Source organism: Nocardia suismassiliense, assembly GCF_900269665.1.
GTDB lineage: Bacteria > Actinomycetota > Actinomycetes > Mycobacteriales > Mycobacteriaceae > Nocardia > Nocardia suismassiliense.
Genome location: NZ_LT985361.1, coordinates 3671513 through 3691238 on the forward strand (window position 1 = coordinate 3671513; position 19726 = coordinate 3691238).

General features: G+C 67.9%; 19 protein-coding genes. 17 read left to right on the top strand and 2 right to left on the bottom strand.

Annotation, left to right across the window (positions count from 1 at the left end):
• Window positions 1–143: 143 nt before the first annotated feature.
• Genes DBO33_RS16600 through DBO33_RS16650 form a run of 11 tightly spaced genes read left to right on the top strand, consistent with a single transcriptional unit; the run spans window position 144 to window position 12556 of the window.
• Entirely contained in the window at window positions 144–1154 is a 1011-nt protein-coding gene (locus tag DBO33_RS16600; RefSeq protein ID WP_107655846.1) for a glycosyltransferase, read from the top strand.
• Window positions 1151–2437, top strand: coding sequence for a glycosyltransferase (locus tag DBO33_RS16605; RefSeq protein WP_107655847.1), 1287 nt, complete (start codon window positions 1151–1153; stop codon window positions 2435–2437). Before DBO33_RS16600 ends, DBO33_RS16605 begins: the two co-directional genes overlap by 4 nt.
• A 1-nt stretch (window position 2438) precedes the next feature.
• A complete protein-coding gene (locus DBO33_RS16610) occupies window positions 2439–3446 on the top strand; it encodes a UDP-glucuronic acid decarboxylase family protein (RefSeq protein ID WP_107655848.1) in 1008 nt (335 codons plus the stop codon).
• Window positions 3447–3505: 59 nt separating this feature from the next.
• Window positions 3506–5128 carry a carbamoyltransferase family protein gene (locus DBO33_RS16615; protein WP_107655849.1) on the top strand — a complete coding sequence of 541 codons (1623 nt, stop codon included), beginning with the start codon at window positions 3506–3508 and terminating at the stop codon, window positions 5126–5128.
• Window positions 5125–6621: an HAD-IIIA family hydrolase gene (locus tag DBO33_RS16620; RefSeq protein WP_107655850.1), complete on the top strand. Its 1497-nt coding sequence runs from the start codon at window positions 5125–5127 to the stop codon at window positions 6619–6621. The genes DBO33_RS16615 and DBO33_RS16620 overlap by 4 nt, the downstream gene beginning before the upstream one ends.
• Before the next feature lie 23 nt (window positions 6622–6644).
• Window positions 6645–7655 carry a glycosyltransferase family 9 protein gene (locus tag DBO33_RS16625; protein ID WP_199856973.1) on the top strand — a complete coding sequence of 337 codons (1011 nt, stop codon included), beginning with the start codon at window positions 6645–6647 and terminating at the stop codon, window positions 7653–7655.
• Window position 7656: 1 nt separating this feature from the next.
• Entirely contained in the window at window positions 7657–8220 is a 564-nt protein-coding gene (locus DBO33_RS16630; RefSeq protein ID WP_199856661.1) for a D-sedoheptulose-7-phosphate isomerase, read from the top strand.
• Entirely contained in the window at window positions 8217–9599 is a 1383-nt protein-coding gene (rfaE2, locus tag DBO33_RS16635) for a D-glycero-beta-D-manno-heptose 1-phosphate adenylyltransferase (RefSeq protein WP_107655852.1), read from the top strand. Before DBO33_RS16630 ends, rfaE2 begins: the two co-directional genes overlap by 4 nt.
• A gap of 14 nt (window positions 9600–9613) precedes the next feature.
• A complete protein-coding gene (locus DBO33_RS16640; RefSeq protein ID WP_107655853.1) occupies window positions 9614–10303 on the top strand; it encodes an SDR family oxidoreductase in 690 nt (229 codons plus the stop codon).
• Complete coding sequence (locus tag DBO33_RS16645) at window positions 10300–11244, top strand: glycosyltransferase family 9 protein (RefSeq protein WP_234390879.1); 945 nt, start codon at window positions 10300–10302, stop codon at window positions 11242–11244. The genes DBO33_RS16640 and DBO33_RS16645 overlap by 4 nt, the downstream gene beginning before the upstream one ends.
• Window positions 11237–12556 (top strand): UDP-glucose dehydrogenase family protein, encoded by a 1320-nt coding sequence (locus tag DBO33_RS16650; RefSeq protein WP_107655855.1) that lies wholly within the window; start codon window positions 11237–11239, stop codon window positions 12554–12556. The genes DBO33_RS16645 and DBO33_RS16650 overlap by 8 nt, the downstream gene beginning before the upstream one ends.
• Before the next feature lie 66 nt (window positions 12557–12622).
• Here the strand turns inward: DBO33_RS16650 and DBO33_RS16655 are convergent, their stop codons facing one another.
• Window positions 12623–12811 (bottom strand): DUF2795 domain-containing protein, encoded by a 189-nt coding sequence (locus DBO33_RS16655; RefSeq protein ID WP_107655856.1) that lies wholly within the window; start codon window positions 12809–12811, stop codon window positions 12623–12625.
• A gap of 76 nt (window positions 12812–12887) precedes the next feature.
• A complete protein-coding gene (locus tag DBO33_RS16660) occupies window positions 12888–14126 on the bottom strand; it encodes an MFS transporter (protein WP_107655857.1) in 1239 nt (412 codons plus the stop codon).
• Between the two features lie 31 nt (window positions 14127–14157).
• On the opposite strand from DBO33_RS16660, the gene DBO33_RS16665 reads away from it, so the two are divergent.
• From DBO33_RS16665 to DBO33_RS16690, 6 genes are all read left to right on the top strand, one after another.
• Window positions 14158–15207, top strand: coding sequence for a LacI family DNA-binding transcriptional regulator (locus tag DBO33_RS16665; RefSeq protein ID WP_107655858.1), 1050 nt, complete (start codon window positions 14158–14160; stop codon window positions 15205–15207).
• Between the two features lie 113 nt (window positions 15208–15320).
• The gene (locus DBO33_RS16670; protein WP_107655859.1) at window positions 15321–15782 is read left to right on the top strand and encodes a DUF4190 domain-containing protein; all 462 of its coding nucleotides are present in this window, start codon (window positions 15321–15323) and stop codon (window positions 15780–15782) included.
• An 893-nt stretch (window positions 15783–16675) separates the two neighbouring features.
• Complete coding sequence (locus DBO33_RS16675) at window positions 16676–18400, top strand: asparagine synthase-related protein (RefSeq protein ID WP_159080305.1); 1725 nt, start codon at window positions 16676–16678, stop codon at window positions 18398–18400.
• 5 nt (window positions 18401–18405) lie between these two features.
• Window positions 18406–18681, top strand: a complete 276-nt coding sequence (locus DBO33_RS16680) for a PqqD family protein (protein ID WP_107655861.1) — start codon at window positions 18406–18408, stop codon at window positions 18679–18681.
• Window positions 18678–19199, top strand: a complete 522-nt coding sequence (locus tag DBO33_RS16685) for a lasso peptide biosynthesis protein (RefSeq protein ID WP_107655862.1) — start codon at window positions 18678–18680, stop codon at window positions 19197–19199. The genes DBO33_RS16680 and DBO33_RS16685 overlap by 4 nt, the downstream gene beginning before the upstream one ends.
• A gap of 63 nt (window positions 19200–19262) precedes the next feature.
• Window positions 19263–19610, top strand: coding sequence for a DUF5713 family protein (locus DBO33_RS16690; protein ID WP_234390880.1), 348 nt, complete (start codon window positions 19263–19265; stop codon window positions 19608–19610).
• Window positions 19611–19726 lie beyond the last annotated feature (116 nt).

A 19726-nucleotide genomic window follows, 5' to 3' on the forward strand; every position in this document is an offset into this window, starting at 1 on the left:
CCGGTGTTGCCGGACATCCATGATCCAAACCGCCGGTGGCGACAACCACGCCGACCGGTGCGTACGGGACATAGCGGATAGCCGAACGGTGGCTGTTGTGCGACTTCTGTTTGAGTCGGCGGCAATCGGCAAGAGCTATGCACATGACGCCGAAAACCGACCAGCTCACGGTGCTGCTATGGCACGTGCACGGCTCATGGACAACGTCGTTCGTGCAAGGCAGGCATCGGTACCTGCTCCCCGTGGTCGACGGTGGCGGGCCGTGGGGTCGCGGGCGGTGTGGCCGCGACTGGCCGTCCGCTCGCGAGGTGCCGGTGCACGAATTGCGCGGAATCGACCCGGATGTCGTTGTTCTGCAACGTCCGGAGGAGCTCGAGCTCGCCGAGCAATGGCTCGGCCGTCGGATCGGTGTCGACATTCCGGCGGTCTATGTCGAACACAACACCCCACGCCCGAGCGCGGCGACCACCACGCACCCACTGGCCGATCGCACCGACATCCCGATCGTGCACGTCACCCACTTCAACGACCTGATGTGGGACAACGGCCGCGCGCCGACCCGCGTCGTGCCGCACGGCATCGTGGATCCCGGCCCCCTGTACACCGGCGAGCTGGCGCACGGTGTCGCGCTGATCAACGAACCGATGCGGCGCGGAAGGATCACCGGCAGTGACCTTTTGCCCGCTTTCGCGATGCGCGGCCCGGTCGATCTGTACGGCATCGGGGCCACCGAGTTCGAAGCGGACAGACCGAGCAAATACCCGATTCAGGGCGTCGGTGACTTGGCGCAATCAGAACTGCACCGGGAAATGGCGCGCAGACGGGTGTACCTGCATACCGCGCGATGGACCTCGCTCGGCTTGTCCCTGCTGGAAGCCATGCACCTGGGCATGCCGGTCGTGGCACTTGCCACCACCGAGGCCGTCGGCGCCGTGCCGCCCGAAGCGGGCTTGCTCTCGACCGATGTCACGTCGCTGACCGCGAAGTTCGACGAATTCCTGCACGAGCCCGACTTGGCGGTGCTCGCGGGCAAATCCGCCCGGCAATTCGCGCTCGAGCATTTCGGCCTCGACCTCTTCCTACGCCGGTGGGACTCCGTGCTCGCCGAGATCACCGAAGCAAGCAGTGTCCCCGAGCGGAAGGCACACTCATGAAGATCGCGATGGTGTCCGAACACGCCAGCCCACTCGCCGCGCTGGGCGGCGTCGACGCCGGCGGACAGAACGTTCATGTCGCCGAGCTGTCGGCGGCGCTGTGCAGGCAGGGGCACGAGGTCACCGTCTATACCCGGCGCGAAGACGACGCCTCGGCGGGGACGGTCACCACCGAGCAGGGATATCGCGTGATCGGCGTTCCAGCCGGGCCCGCGCGACCCTTGCCGAAGGACGAATTGCTGCCGCACATGGGCGAATTCGGGAATTTCCTGGCAACGCAGTGGCGTCACGAGCGCCCCGATGTGGTGCACGCACACTTCTGGATGTCCGGGCTCGCCGCCCTCGCGGCCGCTCGACCCGCCGGAATACCGGTGGTACAGACCTTTCACGCGCTCGGCGTGGTGAAGCGCCGCTACCAGGGCGCGGACGACACCAGCCCGGCCGATCGCATAGAGCTCGAGCAAGGGATTGCCCAGCAGACCGACCGCATCATCGCCACCTGCACCGACGAGGTCTTCGAACTCGCCAGGATGGGCGTACCGCGGGCGCGGACATCGGTGATTCCCTGTGGCGTCGATCTCGCGCAGTTCACCCCCGACGGGCCCTGCGCCGAGAAGTCGGCTGCGCATCGGGTGGTGAGTGTCGGAAGGCTGGTGCCGCGCAAGGGTTTCGACACCGCGATCACTGCGCTCGCCAGCCTGCCGGACACCGAGCTGGTGCTGGTCGGTGGTCCGGACGACCGTGCCGTCGCCGACGATCCGGAGGGCAGGCGACTATTGGCACTGGCCGACGAACTCGGCGTCAGGGACCGGCTGCGCATGGTGGGGCAGGTGCCGAGAACGCAGGTGGCCCCGCTGCTCAGGTCGGCGGACGTGATGGTGTGCACGCCGTGGTACGAGCCGTTCGGCATCACCCCGCTGGAGGCGATGGCGTGCGGTGTTCCCGTGGTCGCCAGTGCGGTGGGCGGGCTCATCGACACCGTCGTCGACGGGGTGACCGGCCGGTTGGTGACTCCTCGGGAACCCGCGAAACTCGCTGCGGCGGTGCGGGATCTGCTGGCCGCGCCCGACGTTCGGCGCCAGTACGGGAACGCCGGGCACGAGCGGGTGCACGCACGCTATTCGTGGAACCGGATCGGCAGGGACACCTTGCGCGAGTACCGGCGGGTGACCGCCGCGGCAACGAGCGGGCGTTCGCTCGACCGCGCCCGCGAGGGACTTTTCACCGGTTCCGGATCTATTGACCGTCGTGTACGGGCTGGCGGCTCGGGGGAGGGGAGATAACGTGTCCACGAAATTCCACCGTGCGTTGGTGACCGGCGGTTGTGGATTCGTCGGATCGCATCTGTGTGAGCAGTTGCTCGCGGCAGGCACGGCAGTGGTCGCACTCGACAATTTCGCTACCTCCGCACCCGACAACGTTTCCCAGCTATTGGACCGTCCCGGGTTCGAGCTCATGCGGCACGACATCACCGAGCCGTTGCCGACGATGGGCGCCTTCGATGTGGTCTTCCATCTCGCCTCCGCCGCGTCGCCGCCGGACTATCTGCGGCTGCCGATCGAAACCTTACGAGCCGGATCGGTCGGGACCGCCAACGCCCTCGAACTGGCCGAGCGGAACCGCGCCCGATTCGTGCTCGCGTCGACCAGTGAGGTCTACGGTGACCCGGCCGTACACCCGCAGACCGAACAGTACTGGGGCCATGTCAATCCGATCGGCCCGCGCAGCGTCTACGACGAGGCGAAACGATATGCCGAGGCGTTGACCATGGCGTTGCGCCGGGAACGGAACGTGGATACCGGAATTGCCCGGATCTTCAATACTTACGGCCCGCGGATGCGCACCGACGACGGTCGCATGGTGCCCACCTTTATCGCGCAGGCCCTGTCGAACACGCCGTTGACCATCGCGGGCACCGGCGAGCAGACCCGATCGCTGTGTTACGTCGAAGACACCGTGCGCGGTCTGCTCGCGCTGGCGTCCGCCGACCATCCGGGGCCGATCAATATCGGCAATCCGCATGAGGTCTCGGTGTGCAGCCTCGCCGAGGAGATCCGTGCGGCGATCGGCAGCAAATCCCCGGTGACCTACATCGACGGCGCGATCGACGACCCCCAGCGACGTTGTCCGGATATTTCGCTGGCTGAGCGCGAATTGGGCTGGCGGCCGGTGGTCGGCCGGGCCGAAGGGCTGCGGCGCACGATCGACTGGTTCGCCGCGCCGGACCGCGACAACACCGCATTGACCAGTGTTGTCGCGGCACGGCTGTTTGACGATGACGTAGCCGGGTAGCGACCAGATGTCATCGGAAAGATCGATAAGACTTCGTATTTCGAGCAGGAAGGCAGCCTGTGCGCATCCTCGGAATCAACGCGGTATTCCACGACCCTGCTGCCGCCGTGATCGTGGACGGCGAAATCGTCGCGGCCGCCGAAGAAGAGCGGTTCACCCGCCGCAAACACGGCAAGCGGCCGGTGCCGTTCTCCACCTGGGAGCTGCCTGAGCAAGCCGCCGCGTGGTGCCTCGAGCGCGCGGGCCTGCGCCCCGATCAGCTCGACGCCGTGGGTTACTCCTACGACCCGGGACTGGTCGATCATTCGCTCGGCGGGCTCGACCAGAAAAGTGAAGCGACCCGAACGGATTACGCGCGCCGGGCACCTGGGTTCCTGGCCGCCGCATTGCCCGGCCTCGATCCCGGGATCGTGCGCTTCGTGCGACATCATCTGGCCCATGCCGCGTCCGCGGCGCTGGCGGCACCCCTGGGTGACTCGGCGGTCCTGGTGGCCGACGGACGCGGTGAAAGCCAGTCCTATCTCGCCGGTGAATACCGCGACGGCAAGTTCGTGGAGCTGGCGGCACAGCAGTTGCCGCACTCGCTCGGGCTGATGTACGAGGATCTCACCGAACATCTCGGCTTCGCCCGGTCCAGTGATGAGTACAAGGTGATGGCCCTCGCCTCGTACGGCACGCCGCGGTTCCTGGATCAGTTCCGCGAATTGGTCTATGCCACCGGTGACGGCGGTTTCCGCACCGAACCCGTGGACTGGGAGTCCTTCGCGCCCAAGGTGACCGGCGGCGAACTGAGTCGCGACCACGCCGATCTGACCGCGAGTGTGCAACGCAGGCTCGAAGATGTGTTGCTGGAGTTGACGTCCTGGCTGCATCAGCAGACCGGGCAGCGGCATCTCACGCTGGCCGGCGGCATCGCGCTCAACTGCGTCGCCAACACTCGCTTGCACGCCGAAGGTCCGTACGACGAGATCTGGGTGCAGCCCGCAGCGGGCGACGCGGGCACCGCGCTGGGTGCCGCGTTGCAATTGGCCGCCGAGTTCGGTGAGCCTGCCGCCCCGATGTGGGGAGCCGACCTCGGTCGCGAGTGGTCGGACGAGGAGCTGGAAACCATGCTGCGCACCGCCAAGGTGCGGTACACGAAATCGGAAGACGTTGCCGCCGCGGTGGCCCAGGCCCTCGCGGAAGACCAAGTCGTGGCCTGGTTCCAAGGCCGGGCCGAGTTCGGCCCGCGTGCGCTCGGACACCGTTCGCTGCTGGCACATCCCGGTCGATCGGCGAATCTGGAACGCCTCAACGATGTGAAGGGGCGCGAACAGTTCCGGCCGGTCGCGCCGATGGTGCTGGCCGAGCGGGCGTCCGAGATCTTCGAACGCGGTCCGTTGCCGAGCCCGTACATGTTGTTCGTCCACGATGTCGTCCCGGCTTGGCGCGACCGCATCCCGGCCGTGACTCATGTGGACGGCACCGCCCGGGTGCAGACCGTCGATGCCGCGGAGAAACCGGTGCTGGCGCGGATGCTGGCCGAATTCGACCGGCGCACAGGGTTGCCCGTGGTGATCAACACCAGTCTCAATACCGCGGGCAGGCCGATGGTCGACTCGCCGCGCGACGCGCTCGAGTGCTTCGGGTCCGCCCCGATCGATCTGCTGGCCATCGGCTCGTTCCTGGTGCGGCGCGCATGAACGAGCTGGTGGACTTCAGCGTCGTCATTCCGACCACCGGCCGGGCGAACCTGCGGGTGTTGCTCGAGTCGCTCGATGCCGCGGCGGGTCCGAAACCGCGGGAAATCGTTGTGGTGGACGATCGGCCGAGCGGCGAAGACCTTTCACTGCCGGACACAGTCCCGCCGGTGCGGCTCGTCCGCTCGGGTGGCCGAGGCCCCGCTGCCGCGCGCAACGCGGGGTGGCGACAGGCCACCGGTACGTGGATCGCCTTCCTCGATGACGATGTGGTCATCGCGCCGGATTGGCCCGCCCGGTTGGCCGACGATCTGCGCGATCTCGATGCGCGCACGGCGGCTTCCACCGCACAGATAGATGTACCTCTGCCTGCGCACCGCAGGCCCACCGACGAGGAACGCGGTGTCGCCGGACTGGCTACCGCGCAATGGATTACCGCCGATATGGCCTACCGCCGATCCGTCCTGGACGAGGTCGGCGGCTTCGATGAACGGTTCCCGCGGGCCTTCCGCGAGGACGCCGATCTGGCGCTGCGCGTCTGCCTCGCCGGGTATCGCATCGCGGACGGGCGCCGGCGCACCTGCCACCCGGTCCGGGAATCCGGGCTGCTGGCCAGTGTGCGCGCGCAACGCGGGAACGCGGACAACGCGTTGATGCGGCGCAAGTACGGCGCTCGCTGGCGGCAGCGCATCGGCGAGAACACCGGGATGCTGCCTCGGCACGCGCTCACCACGGCAGCCGGTGCGGCGGCCCTCGCGCTCGGCGTGGCTGGGCGGACCCGCGCCGCCCTCGCCTGCGCGACGGTGTGGACGGCGTTGACCGGCGATTTCGCCGCACGCCGGATCGCGCCGGGTCCGCGCACGCCCGGCGAGATCGGCCGAATGACGCTGACCAGCGCGCTGATTCCGCCCGCCGCGTGCTGGCATCGACTGCGCGGTGAATGGCGCCATCGGCACGCCACGCACGCCTCGCCGCTGGCCTTGCTCTTCGACCGGGACGACACCCTCATCGTCGATGTGCCGTATAACGCCGATCCCAGCAAGGTTCGGCCGGTGCCGGGCGCGGCCGACGCGCTCCGATCGGTGCGCGCGGCCGGGCTGCGGCTCGGCATCGTGAGCAATCAATCCGGTGTCGGGCGCGGGTTGATCAGTCCGGCGCAACTGGCCGCGGTGAACTCGCGGGTCGAGGAGTTGCTCGGACCGTTCGGCACGTGGCAGGTCTGTGTGCACGCCGAAGACGACGGCTGTGCGTGCCGAAAACCCGCGCCGGGCATGGTGCAACAGGCCGCCGCGCAACTCGGTGTCGATGTCCGCCGATGTGTTCTCATCGGCGATACCGGCGCCGATGTCGCCGCCGCGACCTCGGCGGGCGCCCGCGCGATCCTGGTGCCCACGGCGCGCACCCGGCCCGAAGAGGTGGAGCGCGCACGGCGTGAGGCGACCGTGGCGCGAGATCTGACCGAGGCCGTCCGGTTGGCGATGGCGGGTGTGTCGTGACCCGCCGGGCGCTGGTCGCGCGAATGGACAACGTCGGCGATGTGCTGCTGGCCGGGCCGTGCGTGCGCGCGGTAGCCGCGCACGTCGATTCGGTGACGCTGCTGGCCGGGCCGCGCGGCCGAGCGGCGGCCGAGCTGCTGCCCGGCGTGGACCAGGTCGTGACCTGGTGTGCGCCGTGGATCGACCTGGAGCCACCCGCGATCACGTCGGCGAGTATCGGTGCGTTCGTGGACGAAATACGTTCCCTAGCAATAGATTCGGCTTTGATCCTCACCTCCTTCCATCAGTCGCCGCTGCCGCTGGCCCTGCTGTTCCGGATGGCGGGTGTGCCGTGGATCGGCGCGATCTCGGAGGACTATCCGGGTGCGCTGTTGGATCTGCGCCATCGCGTCGAGGGCGATCCGCCGGAAGCCGAACGCGCGCTGTCGCTCGCCGAGGCCGCCGGTTTCCGGCTGCCGCCCGGCGACGACGGGAAACTCGCTGTGCGCCAACCCCTGCCGGACGTTTCCGGCTGGACCGGCGAACCGGGCTACGTGGTGGTGCATCCGGCCGCCTCGGTACCGGCGCGGCAGCCGTCCGCAGATCGTTCGGCGGCCATCGTCGCCGCCCTGGCACTGGCCGGTCATCGAGTGATCGTGACCGGGGGCATGACCGATCGATCCCTCACCGCCGCCGTCGCCCGGGACTACGCCATCGATCTCGGTGGCGTCACTACGTTGCCCGAACTCGCTGCCGTGCTACGCGATGCCAGCGTAGTGGTGGCGCCCAATACTGGTCCGGCGCATCTGGCCGCGGCCGTACGGACACCGGTGGTTTCCCTCTTCGCACCGGTCGTACCCGCGGCGCGTTGGGCGCCCTACGGAGTGCCGGTGGCCCTGCTCGGTGATCAACACGCCGGCTGCCGCGGCACCCGGGCCCGCGAGTGCCCGGTGGTGGGGCATCCGTGCCTCGAATCCATCACTCCGGAACAAGTCGTCATGGTGGCAGAAGAACTCAGTGCAGGCAGGCCGGGGCGTCTGCGGACAGGAGTATGACGTGATCGAGGAGCATTTCGCGGCACTGCGCACAGCACTGGAACGCAACAGTCGGTTCGCACCGAGTATCCGCAGGTGGGGACACGACCTGGCGGCGGTGTTCGACAATGGTGGCAGGTTGCTGGCCTGCGGCAACGGTGGCAGTGCCGCCGAAGCCCAGCACCTGACCGCAGAACTGGTCGGCCGCTTCCGCAATGAGCGGCGACCACTGTCGGCCATCGCCTTGCACGCCGACACCTCGGCGGGCACCGCCATCGTCAACGACTACGGCGAGACCGAGATGTTCGCGCGTCAGGTTCGCGCGCACGGCAGGCCCCGCGATGTGCTCGTCCTGCTGTCCACCAGCGGCACCAGCCCGAACGTGGTCGCCGCGGCGAAGGCGGCGCACGACATCGGCGTCACCACCTGGGCGATCACCGGTCCTGCGCCCAATCCGCTTGCGTCACTGTGCGATGACGCGCTGGCCGTCGAGGCGCCGAGCACCGCCACCGTGCAGGAGGTGCACCTGGTCTTGGTGCATGCCCTCTGCACAGCGCTCGACGAAGCGCTGGGGGTGCCGACATGAAGCCGCTGGTAGTGGTCGGTGACAGCATCCTGGACGTCGACATCGAAGGTGTCGCCGACCGGCTGTGCCCCGAGGCGCCCGTGCCCGTAGTGGATGTGGAACGCCAATGGCTACGCCCGGGCGGTGCGGGACTGGCCGCCGCGCTGGCCGCGCAGTCGGTCGACGCGGTGTCGCTCATCACCGCGACCGCCGACGATCGCGCGGGCCGCACCCTCGCGCGGCTGCTCGACCGGCATGTGGAAGTCGTGCCGATGATGTTGCGCGGCGAGACGGTTCGCAAGACTCGGGTGCGCGCCGCCGGTCAGTCGCTACTGCGGCTCGACACCGGTGGCGGGACCGCCGATGCCGGTTCGGTGAGCGCGGCGGTCACCAGCACGCTGCGCTCGGCGGGTGCGATCCTCGTCGCGGATTACGGGCGCGGCGTCGCCGCGCACCCGCGGATCCGGCGCCTGCTCACCGAGCTGGCGCGGACCGTGCCGGTGGTGTGGGATCCGCACCCGCGCGGTCCGGCGCCGACGCCGGGTGCGTTGCTGGTCTCGCCGAACCTGAAGGAGGCCCGCCACTTCGCGCCCGGTTATCAGCAACCCGACGAGTTGGCGAAGGTACTGCGGGACGAGTGGGTCGCCGATTCTGTTGCGGTCACCACCGGTTCGGGCGGGGCGGTGCTCGCCAACGGCAAGCGGCTCACCGTGGTGCCCGTGCCCGCCGAGGTGCGGGTCGCGAGCCACATCCACTCGGATACCTGCGGGGCGGGAGACCGATTCGCGTCGGCCGCGGCGGCCGCGCTGCTCGACGGGTCGACGGTGGCGGACGCGGTCTCGCACGCCGTGGAAGTGGCGGCGAGATTCGTCGCGGCCGGCGGCGCGGCGACCATGTCCACCTGCGACCGTCGCCCGGCCACCAGGAAATCCCGTGTGGAGCAGGGTGGTTCGGCGTTCGAGCTGGCGGCACGTATCAAGGCGCAGGGCGGCAGGCTGGTCGCCACCGGCGGTTGTTTCGATCTGCTGCATCCGGGTCATGTGAGCCTGCTGCGCCAAGCGCGCGCCATGGGCGACGCGTTGGTGGTCTGCCTGAATTCCGATGCGTCCGTGCGCAATCTGAAAGGCCCGCAGCGCCCGATCGTCGCCGCCCGGGACCGCGCGCGCCTGCTCACCGAACTCGCCTCGGTGGACGCCGTCGTCGTATTCGACGAATCGACACCGAGCGCCGTGCTGGACCGCCTGCGCCCCGACGTCTGGGTCAAAGGCGGCGACTACACCGGCGCTGAGCTACCCGAAGCCGAGGTCGTGCACGGCTACGGCGGCGAAATAGCGCTGGTCCCCACTGTTCCCGGCTACTCGACCACGCAACTGGTCGCGGCGGCGCGATCGGCCGACTGATACGAAGGAGCGCAATGCGAACCCTTGGCAATATCTTGGTCACCGGCGGAGCCTCCGGGCTGGGTGCTGCGGTGACCACCGCTGTCCGTAAAAACGGGGGCCGTCCCTTGGTGATCGACCGGGTCGAGCCCGAGGAATCCGTCGACTTCGTGCTGGCCGACCTCGCCGACACCGCCGCCGCCGAGCGCGCGGTGCACGAACTCGTCGAGCGCGCGGACGGGCGCATCGACGGCGTCTTCACCGCGGCCGGAACCGATGCCTGCGGCCCGCTGGACAAGGTGCCGACGGCCAAGTGGGAGAACGTGATCCAGGTCAACCTGCTCGGCACGGTCGCGGTCGTCCGCGCCGCGCTGCCGTCGCTGCGGGAGAGCAACGGGACGGTGGTGACCTGTGCGTCCACCCTCGGTATCAAGGCCGTCGGGGACGCGACCGCCTACTGCGCCTCGAAATTCGGCGTCGTCGGGTTCACCAGGGCACTGGCCGCCGAAACCGCGGGCAGCGTCGGGGTGACCCTGCTGATTCCGGGCGGCATGCACACGGCCTTCTTCGACGACCGCGACGAGCAGTACAAGCCGCCGCCCGACGCGAAACTCAACCAGCCCAGCGATGTTGCCGAAACAGTGCTGTTCGCGTTGCGCCAGCCGCCGGGCTGTGAGGTGCGGGAGATGGTCGTCTGCGCGTCGGTCGAGGGATCGTGGCCTTGAGCCGCTCGATTCTCGTGCTTCGCGCGCTCGGACTCGGCGACCTGCTGACCGTCTTGCCCGCGCTGCGCGGGCTACGCAGTGCGTACCCGGACGATCGGATCGTGCTCGCCGCGCCGGAAGGGCTGCGCAGTCTGGTCGATCTCATCGATGCGGTCGACGAACTGCTGCCCACCGCGGGCCTCGGCGCGTTGCGCTGGCACGGCGCACCACCGAGGCTGGCGGTGAACCTGCACGGCTGCGGGCCGGAGAGTATCCGCGATCTGCTGGCGCTGGGCGCGGACGACATACTGTCCCATCGTCATTCGGATTTTCCGGAGCTGCCGGGTCCGGCGTGGCGCGCGGACATGCACGAGGTGGATCGCTGGTGCCGACTGCTCGAGTACGCGGGGATCGACGCCGACCCGGCCGCGTTGCGATTGCCTGAGCCGCGCGAGCCCGCCGCCGAGTCGAACGTGGTGGTGATCCATCCCGGTGCGGCTCACCCCGCCCGACGCTGGCCTGCCGATCATTTCGCGCGCGTGGCACGGGAACTCGGGGCCGACGGCCACCGTGTCGTGGTCACCGGATCGCGCAGCGAAATGCCGTTGGCCGCTGCGGTCGCGGAACAGGCCGGATTGCCGCCTACCGCGGTCTACGCGGGACGTACCGGCCTGACGGAACTCGCCGCGCTGGTGGCGGCGGCGGCCTTGGTCGTGTGCGGCGACACCGGCGTCGGACATCTCGCGACCGCGTTCGGCACACCGTCGGTGCTGGTGTTCGGCCCCACCCCGCCGCGGCACTGGGGGCCGCCCGCCACGGCCGAACAGCATCGCACGCTGTGGGCCGGGCACGTCGGCGATCCGCACGGCGACCGCCCGGACCCGGGGTTGCTCATGGTGCGACCCGAACATGTGCTGACGGCCGCGTCCGGCCTACTGGGAGAGAAGGTGCGCCATGGGTAGTCGTGTCGGCGTGGTCGGTGCCGGTTATGTGGGACTCACCAGCGCCGCTTGCCTCGCTCATCTGGGACATCATGTGGTCTGCCTGGACAATGACGAGCCCAAGGTGGAAGCCCTTCGCGCAGGCACGGTTTCGATCGTCGAGCCAGGCTTGCCGGAACTGGTCCGGGAAGGGCTCGCGGAGAACCGGCTCGTATTCACTGCGGACCCTGCTGAACTCCACGAATGCGAAGTCGTTCTGCTGTGCCTGCCCACCCCCATGGGTGCCGGGGGCACGGCCGACCTCGGCGTGCTCGAGGACGCGCTGCGCACACTGGCCACCGTCCTCGCGCGCGATTGCGTGCTCGTCACCAAATCCACTGTCCCGGTGGGGACGGCGGCGCGGATACCCACGATCGCGGGTCTCGCGAGCACGCCTGTCATCAGCAATCCCGAATTCTTGCGCGAGGGCCACGCCGTCGACGACTTCCTGAACCCGGACCGGGTGCTGGTCGGGGCCGCCGAGCAGGACCGCGAGGCGGCCGACCGGGTCGCCGCGCTCTACGCAGGCACCGGCGCACCGGTCCTGCGCACCGACTCGGCCAGTGCGGAACTCGCCAAGTACGCCAGCAATGCCTTTCTCGCGGTGAAACTTTCGTTCGTGAATACGCTGGCCGAACTCTGCGAACAGGTCGATGCCGACATCACCAAGGTGACCGAGGCGATGGGCATGGACGATCGGATCGGGCCGGCCTTCCTCGCGCCCGGCCCCGGCTGGGGTGGCTCGTGTCTGCCGAAAGATACGCGCGCGCTGTTGCGCGCCGCGGAAGCCTCCGGGGTGGACTTCGCCATGGTCCGGGATGCCTTGCGCACCAACGACCATCAGCACGCCCTGGTAATGCGCAAGATCCGTCGCGCGGTCACGGGCGCGGTCGACGGCTCGCTCTCGGGTACCCGGATCGGGCTCCTCGGGCTGACGTTCAAAGCCGGGACGGGCGACCTACGCGAATCCCCAGCGATCGCGATCGCGCGGCAACTCTCCCGGCACGACGCAACGGTCACCGCTTACGATCCGTGTGTGCCGGAGTCGGGTCACTTGGGACTCGACGGCATCCAAGTAGTGGACGACCCGTACCTGGTGGCCAAGGGCGCTGCCGCGATCGTCATCCTCACCGAGTGGCCCGAGTTCCGTTCGCTGGACTGGGTGAAGCTGGCGACGCACGTCGACCGAGCCGTCATTGTGGACACCCGCAATCTGCTCGATGAGGGGCTACTGAACGGTACCGGGTTTACTTTGCAGAGCATCGGCAAGGCAGCCGGCGGCGGACACACCTGAACGGTGGCAAGGGAGTGCGGTAGGCGAATAGTCGCCTACCGCAACATTGCTCGGGATTTTCAGTAGCTACGAGGAGACAGCTTCGCTGACACCGCTCGGGCCCTCGTAGACCCGATCGGGCATCGACTCCAGCGCATTGAGGATATTTTTGTCGGCACCGTTGTTCTTGGCCGCGGAGACAATGCTGTCGCGGTCGCACGGATAGTCGACGCCGGACAAGTACTTCTGCACCTGAATGGGGTTGACTTGGCTCATGCTGCGTCCCTTCCTCGGATTTCCGTTTCGATGGACGTGATCGCACTACCCGGGGTCCGGCGCGCCAAACCAGAAGTCATCCCCGATGTTTCGCCGCCGAGCCGGACGCCTCGGCGACGGTGTCGGCGGCTCGGCCATCGAAGCCGCTACGCCGCAGCAACACCGGAATGAGCAGGAACAGTGCGATCGCCAGGGCCGCGACGGCCAGCATGGCGCCGCGCAACCCGACGGCGTCGGCCCAGAGTCCGACATAGACCGGCCCGAGCAGGAAGCCGAGGTAGGACACCGTCGTGACGATCGAGGTCGCGCGGCCGCGGCGGGCCTCGTCGACGTTGCGCGAGACCACGGCCAGCAGTGTCGGGAACAGCACCGCGGTCCCGGCCGCGGCCACTGCGAGACCGGCCGCGGCGACGAAAAGTGTTGGCGCCGAGGCGATGAGAACGGTGCCGGCGGCGGTGGCCGCCGCTCCGGCGAGCAGTACGGTGCGGGACATATCGGGCCGCACGCCGCCGACGGCGAACCGCGTCAGCGCCACCGTGCCTGCGAACACGGCGGGCGCGACCGCGCTCGGTCCCGCCCCGGTGTGCAGTTCGGTCTCGGCGAAGACCGCGCTCCAACTCTGGTGCGCGTTCTCGCTGGCGAAGGCTAGTGCCCCGAGTACCCCGATGAGTACGAACGGAGCGATCCGCCATCGGTGGGAGTCGGCGAGATTCGTTGCGCCGCAGTCCTCGTAGCCATCCGGTATGCCGCGTTCCGGCAGCATCAAGAACGTCGCGGCACCGGTCACCATCGAGGCGACAGCCACCGCGACAAAGGGGACCGCGAGCGGGAGTTTCGCGGCGGCAGCCCATCCGGTGGCAAGGCTGCCGAGCACCACCAGGCTGGAGAACGCGCCATGGGCCCGGGTGATGACGGGGCGACCCGCGCTCCGCTCCGCCCGTCCGGCCACCGCGTTGATGGCCACGTCGGCCGCTCCGCTGGTCGCCCCGACGAACGCCAGCCCGATACACAGGCTCACCAGATCCCGGGCGGTCAGCGCCAATCCGGCACCCACGCCACCCAGTGCGCCGATGGCCACCGACGCGACCCGCAATCCCCACCGATCCAATGCTCGACCCGCCAGCAGCATCGCGGGCAGCGCGCCAGCGCCGACGAACAGCAACGCGAACCCGAGCTGCCCTGCGCCGAGGCCGGACTGCTCGGCGACCCGTGGCACGGACGCACCCCAGATTCCCCAGAACGAGCCGAAGGCCGCGAACGCCAGATAGGCCGAGACGATCAGCGGGCGCGGCGAGTCGGCGGGTTGTCGAGCCATATGTGTAACGATACACAATTATGCTGAGCCGATGGTTTCCTCTGCCGGGTCGAAGCGGGTGACGCTCGCGCAGGTGGCCGAGCGGGCCGGCGTGTCGGTCATGACTGCCTCCTATGCCTACAACCGGCCGAGCCGGGTCTCCGAGCAGGCCCGAGCGAAGGTGCTGGCGGCGGCGGACGAACTGGGTTACGCCGGACCCGACCCGAGCGCCCGCTCGCTGCGCCGCGGCCGCACCGGCACCCTCGGCGTGGTGCTCGGCGAGCAGCTGAGCTACGCGTTCGACGATCCGCAGGCGGTGTCGTTCCTGGCCGGGATCGCCGAGGTGTGTGCCGAACGTGGTTACGGCATAACGATTCTGCCGATTACCGGCGCGGCCGACGACCCCCAGCGGATTCAGCGAGCGGCGGTCGACGGATTCATCGTGTGGACCACCGCCGACAACGATCCGATCCTGCCCGCCGTGCAGGCGACCAAGCGTCCCGCGGTGGTGCACGGCGGACCGGCGGTGCCCGGATCAGGTCTGGTCACCATCGACAACCGGGCGGCGGCGCGGGCGGTGGGCGCCGTCGCGTTCGCGGACGCCCAGCGCCCCGCGGTGCTGAGTTTCCCGCTGTCCAGGCAGCGGGTCGCCGCGATCAGGCCTGGCGCCGACATCACGGACGTCGCGTTCCCGGTGACCCGGCAGCGGCTCGAAGGGTATCGGCAGGCGGCCGAGCAGGCCGGAACCGCTTGGGCCGAGGTGACCGTCGCAGTGTGTGCGCGTAACGACGCGGCCGAGGCGGAACGCGTCGCGACCGCACTGCTGACGTCCGCCGAACCGCCCGACGCGATTGCCGCGATGAGCGACGAGCTCGCGGCGGGCGTCGTCCGCGCCGCCCGCGCGCTCGGCCGCACCATCCCCGGCGAACTCGCCGTAACCGGGTGGGACGATGCCGCGGTGGCCGCGCGGCTCGATCTCACCACCGTCGCGCAATCATTGCGCGAACAGGGCGCTTTATGTGCGCACGCCGCGCTCGGGCAGCGGCTCGACTCCCGCGCCGAGCCGTGGTCGATTATTCGGCGCTCCAGCACACGTCACTGACCATTCTTTCGACAAGGCTGCGTGTGGCACGCGTGCGCTCGGCTCGAATTTCATTAGCATTCGAGAGGTCATCGAACGGGCGCAGTGGAAACCGACGCAAAGAAAGGACAGCCATGACGGAGGAATTTCCCCCCGGATATACGGCGCCGGGTCAGTACCCGCCGCCGGTCCCCGGGTCGCATCGGCGGCCCGACGGCAAGGGCCTGGCCATCACCGCGTTGGTGCTGGGTATCCTCGCGCTGCTCACCTTCTGGACGGTGATCGGCGGCATCCTGTTCGGCCTCGCCGGCCTCGTCATCGGCATCATCGCCGCGGCACGGGCTCGTAAAGGCGCCGCCGGTGGTTCCGCGCTGGCGATAACGGGCTTGGTGTTGAGCATAATTGCGTTGGTTGTGACAGCGGTGGCCATCGCGGTCGGCTTCGCGCTTTTCAGTTATACCGGTGGTGACGAGTTCACCGACTGTGTGAACGATGCCGGTAACGACCAGGCGAAAATCGATCAGTGTGAACGGGATTGGCAGCAGACGGTGGAGAACAAATTCAGCGTCACCCTCAGTCCGCAGCCTACCAACTGACGCGTTTGTTGCGCTGATTCGTCGCGCGCCGGAATGGATCTCATCAGGACAGCTTCGCTGAGCAGTGGGTAAGACACCGACTTGCCGATGAGCGCGTGGCGCCGTGCCCGCGCTCCGGCAGGCGGTCCAGCACCGCGTGACTACGACACCGCGGGGCATTGCGCTCGTTCGGCCGGCTGCGTCGAACTTCCATTGTGAATATCTTCATCCATGGGTAATTGTGTGCGGGCCGTACCCGCCGACCAGTCGGCATCGTCAGCCGGAGATATCTATTCGGCGTGCTTACGAATTCGACACTATTCAGGTGCGCAGTAGGGGTCGACGCAAAGGCGGTGGGGGACTATGGTTGTGACCTACCAGCCCCCGTCCCGAATCCGACTCGACGCCGAGAAGTATTGCGGGACACCGAAGTCCGCTGCCTGGTCCCAGCAGTCGACCACCTCTGTGTATTTAGGTGGAGTCATGTCCTCATATGCCGAATATCTGGATCGCCGCATCCCATTGAGCCCCTTACGGATTCGAGCGGTCGGTATGTATTCGGTGTGATTTCCAGGTGCAGCTGAAACATTGTTGCGCACCATCTCGTCGCAACGGGAATTCCCGGTAATTCGACCAGTCTCCGGCCGCGCGTATTGCGCTGCCTGGGTCCACTGGAGAACGACATGGAAGAAAGGAGGTGAACAAAAATGACGAAGATGCCTTACATCGAGCCCCTGGTGATTTGCCTGGGCGCGGTCGAGGACCACACCACGATCCTCTTCCGCGGCGTGCCTGATCTGGTCAGCCACGGCAACCTGATCTAGCCGCACGCAGTGCTGGACCCGTGGTCCCCTCCTTTCGGCACGTGACGGGGAGGGGACCACATTTATCGGCGAATGAGAGGTTCCGCCATCATGGACCATTCCCCACTTACCGTGGACTACCTCGGTTGCGCCGGCCGAGCGACCCTGCCCCGCGCCGGAGCTCCCGTCGACTACGCCGCCGTGCCCTTCACCGCCTTCCCGGCGCGCAGTGTCCCGGAGAGCCCGAATTACTTGCGGCAGTGGACAAGAGCGGGAACGCACCCGACTGTGCGACCCGCGCATACGAGCGATCGAGCCCATCTCGCGCTGGGTGGCACCCTCACCGGATCCCTGGACGATGCCCTCGCCGAACGGATCACCGCTGCACTTACCAGTGGACGCTACGCAGATCTGGCGGAGCTACCAGGTGATCTGGTCGGTTGCGTGGTCACCGACGATCGAGTCTTCCTGTTCCGCAGCCTGTTCACCCGGGACACCCTGTTCTACCAGCAGTCCGGCCACACGCTGGCATGGTCCAGCGATCCCGCCGACCTCGTCCCCGACACCGTCGACCGGCTGGATCGGGAAACCATCTGGCGAATCTGCCGCGGCGACAGCATCTTCGCCTATCCCGAGCTGGGCTTGCTCCGCCCCGGCCACCTGCTGGTGTTCGATGGTGTGTCGGCCGAGGTCGTCCAGTACGACCGGATCACGCCGAAGCCGCTGCCGCGCGGCAGCACCGCGCGGGACTACGCGGAGCGGGCATGGGAACTTCTGCTCGCCGCGACCCGGCCTTACGCGCACGGCGGTCACATCGGACTCCTGCTGAGCGGCGGCATGGATTCTTCCGCCGTCGCCGCCGCGCTGGTGGCCAACGGCGCCGACATCACCGCCTACCACCTGGCCACCGACGATCCGCTCGCCGACGAGTCCGAGTACGCCCGCGAAGTGTGCCGGCACCTGTCCATCCCGTTCGTGCCGATCATGACCGACACCGGTGCCGGGCACGTGAACGAAGACTGGCGGTTCTCCCACCCGTACAACCACACCGGGTTTCGCTGGCTGGAGCAGATTGTGCAGCGGGTCCACCAGGACGGCGTGCAGCTGCTCACCTGGGGTCGGGACGGTGACCTGCTGTTCAGTCCGGCCCCTGACTACGGCGTGTGCGATGTGCTGTGGGGGCGGCTGAGCTTGTCGGAGAAGCGCTTGATGCTGCGCGGCCTAATCTGTTCGCGCTGGACGCTGACGGATCTGCTGAAGAGTGTCCGTCGTTCGTATTCACTGGCGATCGATGCCTCGGCGTTCGGCGACTACACGCGGCACCCCGACTTTCTGGTCCCGATGCCGGGCGTGCGGTTCGAGTTGCCCAACCCGGAATTCGTTCCCGAGGAACAGACCACCGACCTGGCCCTGGCCTGGCCGCACGGCGTCCAGTTCTGCTCCCCGATGGCCGATCGGGCGCTGTACGAGCTGATGACCGGCATGCCGAGGGCATACCGGTGCATCTCCTATGGCGGCCGGAATATCAACAAACCGGTGCAGCGGTTGATGCTCGAAGACCGGCTGCCGCCGATGATTTGGCGCCGGCACGGTCGGCTGTGGTTGGGTTCGCCGCACGAGAACTTCTGCCTGAACCATGCGCAGGCGCTCGCCGGGCTACTCGGGCCCGACTCGCTGCTGGCTCGGCTGAACATCGTCGACCCGGCGCAGGTCGTCGCCGTGCTCGGCCACCCGTTGTCGACCCGCCGCCACGCGCAGAGCCTGATCTGCACGGCCATGACCGAACTATTCCTGCGCAGTCTGGAAAGCCGGACCGCACATCCGGTGAGGAGCTGATCACCATGCCACTGCTGCAACTCGGCGACGACGCCATCCTGGACACCACCGACGGTGTCGGCGTCATCATGGACTCCCGGGCGGGTGTCTACTTCGAACTCAATCCCGTTGCCACGCTGATGGTTCAGGCCGCGATGAGCTGCGAGACCGTCGAGGACGCGGTGCGCGAGCTCGAGCAGCGCATCGATGCGAGCGCGGAGACATTGCGCGCCGGCCTGGGCAAGCTGGTCGACCAGCTCGCCGAGCACCGGCTCCTCGCGCGAACGGATGCCGCGAAATGACCGAGCTGGCACGCCAATTGGAGTCCATGCTGTCCGATATCGACGGTGTGCCGGCACCGCCGCGCCCGTCATATCGGCTTCGTGGTTACGCGGTGCGCAGCACCTGGCGGGCGCTACGGCTGCTCGGCACGCAAGGGTGGGGACCGGCCCACCGCTACCTGCGGGACTTGCGGCCCGGACCGGGCTGGCAGGCGTCCGCCGAACTGGCTCCGGCGCAGGCGATCCGGCTTGTCCGGCGAGAGGTCCTGTTCAGCCAGCTGGTTTTACGAACGTTGCAGCCCAACGGGCTATGCCTGCCCCGTTCCTTCTCACTGGGAACATATCTTTCGGCCATCGGACTACCGGCCGAAGTCATCGTGGCCCGCGAACGAACCTCCACCAACCCCCGCTACTCCTTCCACTCGTGGACGGAGCTGTACGGGGAGGTGCTCAACGACAGTCAAGATGTCACCGTGGGTTTCTCGGTGCTGCAACGAGTTTCGGCGCGGGCGCTCAACGATGGAGGCGTGGTCGCATAGGGCTTCGCCCTGGACTCCGTTACAGTGACCAAGGCCGGTGGCCGGTTCAGGTAGGAGAAAAGGGTGACGGTGTCGATTACGAATCAGCAGGTCAACGAGCATACGTTTCTGCAGATGATGTACGAGGACCCATATTTCCCGGACCACGTCTTGGACAAAGGTACCGATATCCTGCGTCAGCTGTGCGCGCAGATCGAAGCAGAACCGCCTGCCGATCTGACGAAACTGTACGAACTCACCCAGCGCGCCACCGAGGAGTTCAACGTGCTGGAAGCGGAGTTCGAAGCGGCAGACAGTGGAATCGAAACCACTGCCCGCGAGGAGATCTGCGAGGAATTCTGCTTTATCGCCGACGCTTACGGGTTCGAAGACGCGGATCCAGAAGAGCTGACCGCCACTCGCGAGTGGTAACGGGGTGACCGAAGGGCGAGCCTGGACGTCGTGGCAAGCGCGACTGATGCTTCCTCCGTCTTCCGCCGATTGCTTTGGCGCCGAGTCAGTTCCGGGCACCAGGCCCTGGGCTACTG

Excerpts from the sequence above, each read along its gene's own strand:
- DBO33_RS16680 (WP_107655861.1), top strand. The coding sequence starts at position 18,406 with ATGCCACTGCTGCAACTCGGCGACGACGCCATCCTGGACACCACCGAC.
- DBO33_RS16655 (WP_107655856.1), bottom strand. The coding sequence starts at position 12,811 with ATGAGCCAAGTCAACCCCATTCAGGTGCAGAAGTACTTGTCCGGCGTC.
- DBO33_RS16675 (WP_159080305.1), top strand. The coding sequence starts at position 16,676 with ATGGACCATTCCCCACTTACCGTGGACTACCTCGGTTGCGCCGGCCGA.
- rfaE2 (WP_107655852.1), top strand. The coding sequence starts at position 8,217 with ATGAAGCCGCTGGTAGTGGTCGGTGACAGCATCCTGGACGTCGACATC.
- DBO33_RS16650 (WP_107655855.1), top strand. The coding sequence starts at position 11,237 with ATGGGTAGTCGTGTCGGCGTGGTCGGTGCCGGTTATGTGGGACTCACC.
- DBO33_RS16605 (WP_107655847.1), top strand. The coding sequence starts at position 1,151 with ATGAAGATCGCGATGGTGTCCGAACACGCCAGCCCACTCGCCGCGCTG.
- DBO33_RS16665 (WP_107655858.1), top strand. The coding sequence starts at position 14,158 with ATGGTTTCCTCTGCCGGGTCGAAGCGGGTGACGCTCGCGCAGGTGGCC.
- DBO33_RS16600 (WP_107655846.1), top strand. The coding sequence starts at position 144 with ATGACGCCGAAAACCGACCAGCTCACGGTGCTGCTATGGCACGTGCAC.
- DBO33_RS16620 (WP_107655850.1), top strand. The coding sequence starts at position 5,125 with ATGAACGAGCTGGTGGACTTCAGCGTCGTCATTCCGACCACCGGCCGG.
- DBO33_RS16625 (WP_199856973.1), top strand. The coding sequence starts at position 6,645 with ATGGACAACGTCGGCGATGTGCTGCTGGCCGGGCCGTGCGTGCGCGCG.
- DBO33_RS16660 (WP_107655857.1), bottom strand. The coding sequence starts at position 14,126 with ATGGCTCGACAACCCGCCGACTCGCCGCGCCCGCTGATCGTCTCGGCC.
- DBO33_RS16670 (WP_107655859.1), top strand. The coding sequence starts at position 15,321 with ATGACGGAGGAATTTCCCCCCGGATATACGGCGCCGGGTCAGTACCCG.
- DBO33_RS16640 (WP_107655853.1), top strand. The coding sequence starts at position 9,614 with ATGCGAACCCTTGGCAATATCTTGGTCACCGGCGGAGCCTCCGGGCTG.
- DBO33_RS16685 (WP_107655862.1), top strand. The coding sequence starts at position 18,678 with ATGACCGAGCTGGCACGCCAATTGGAGTCCATGCTGTCCGATATCGAC.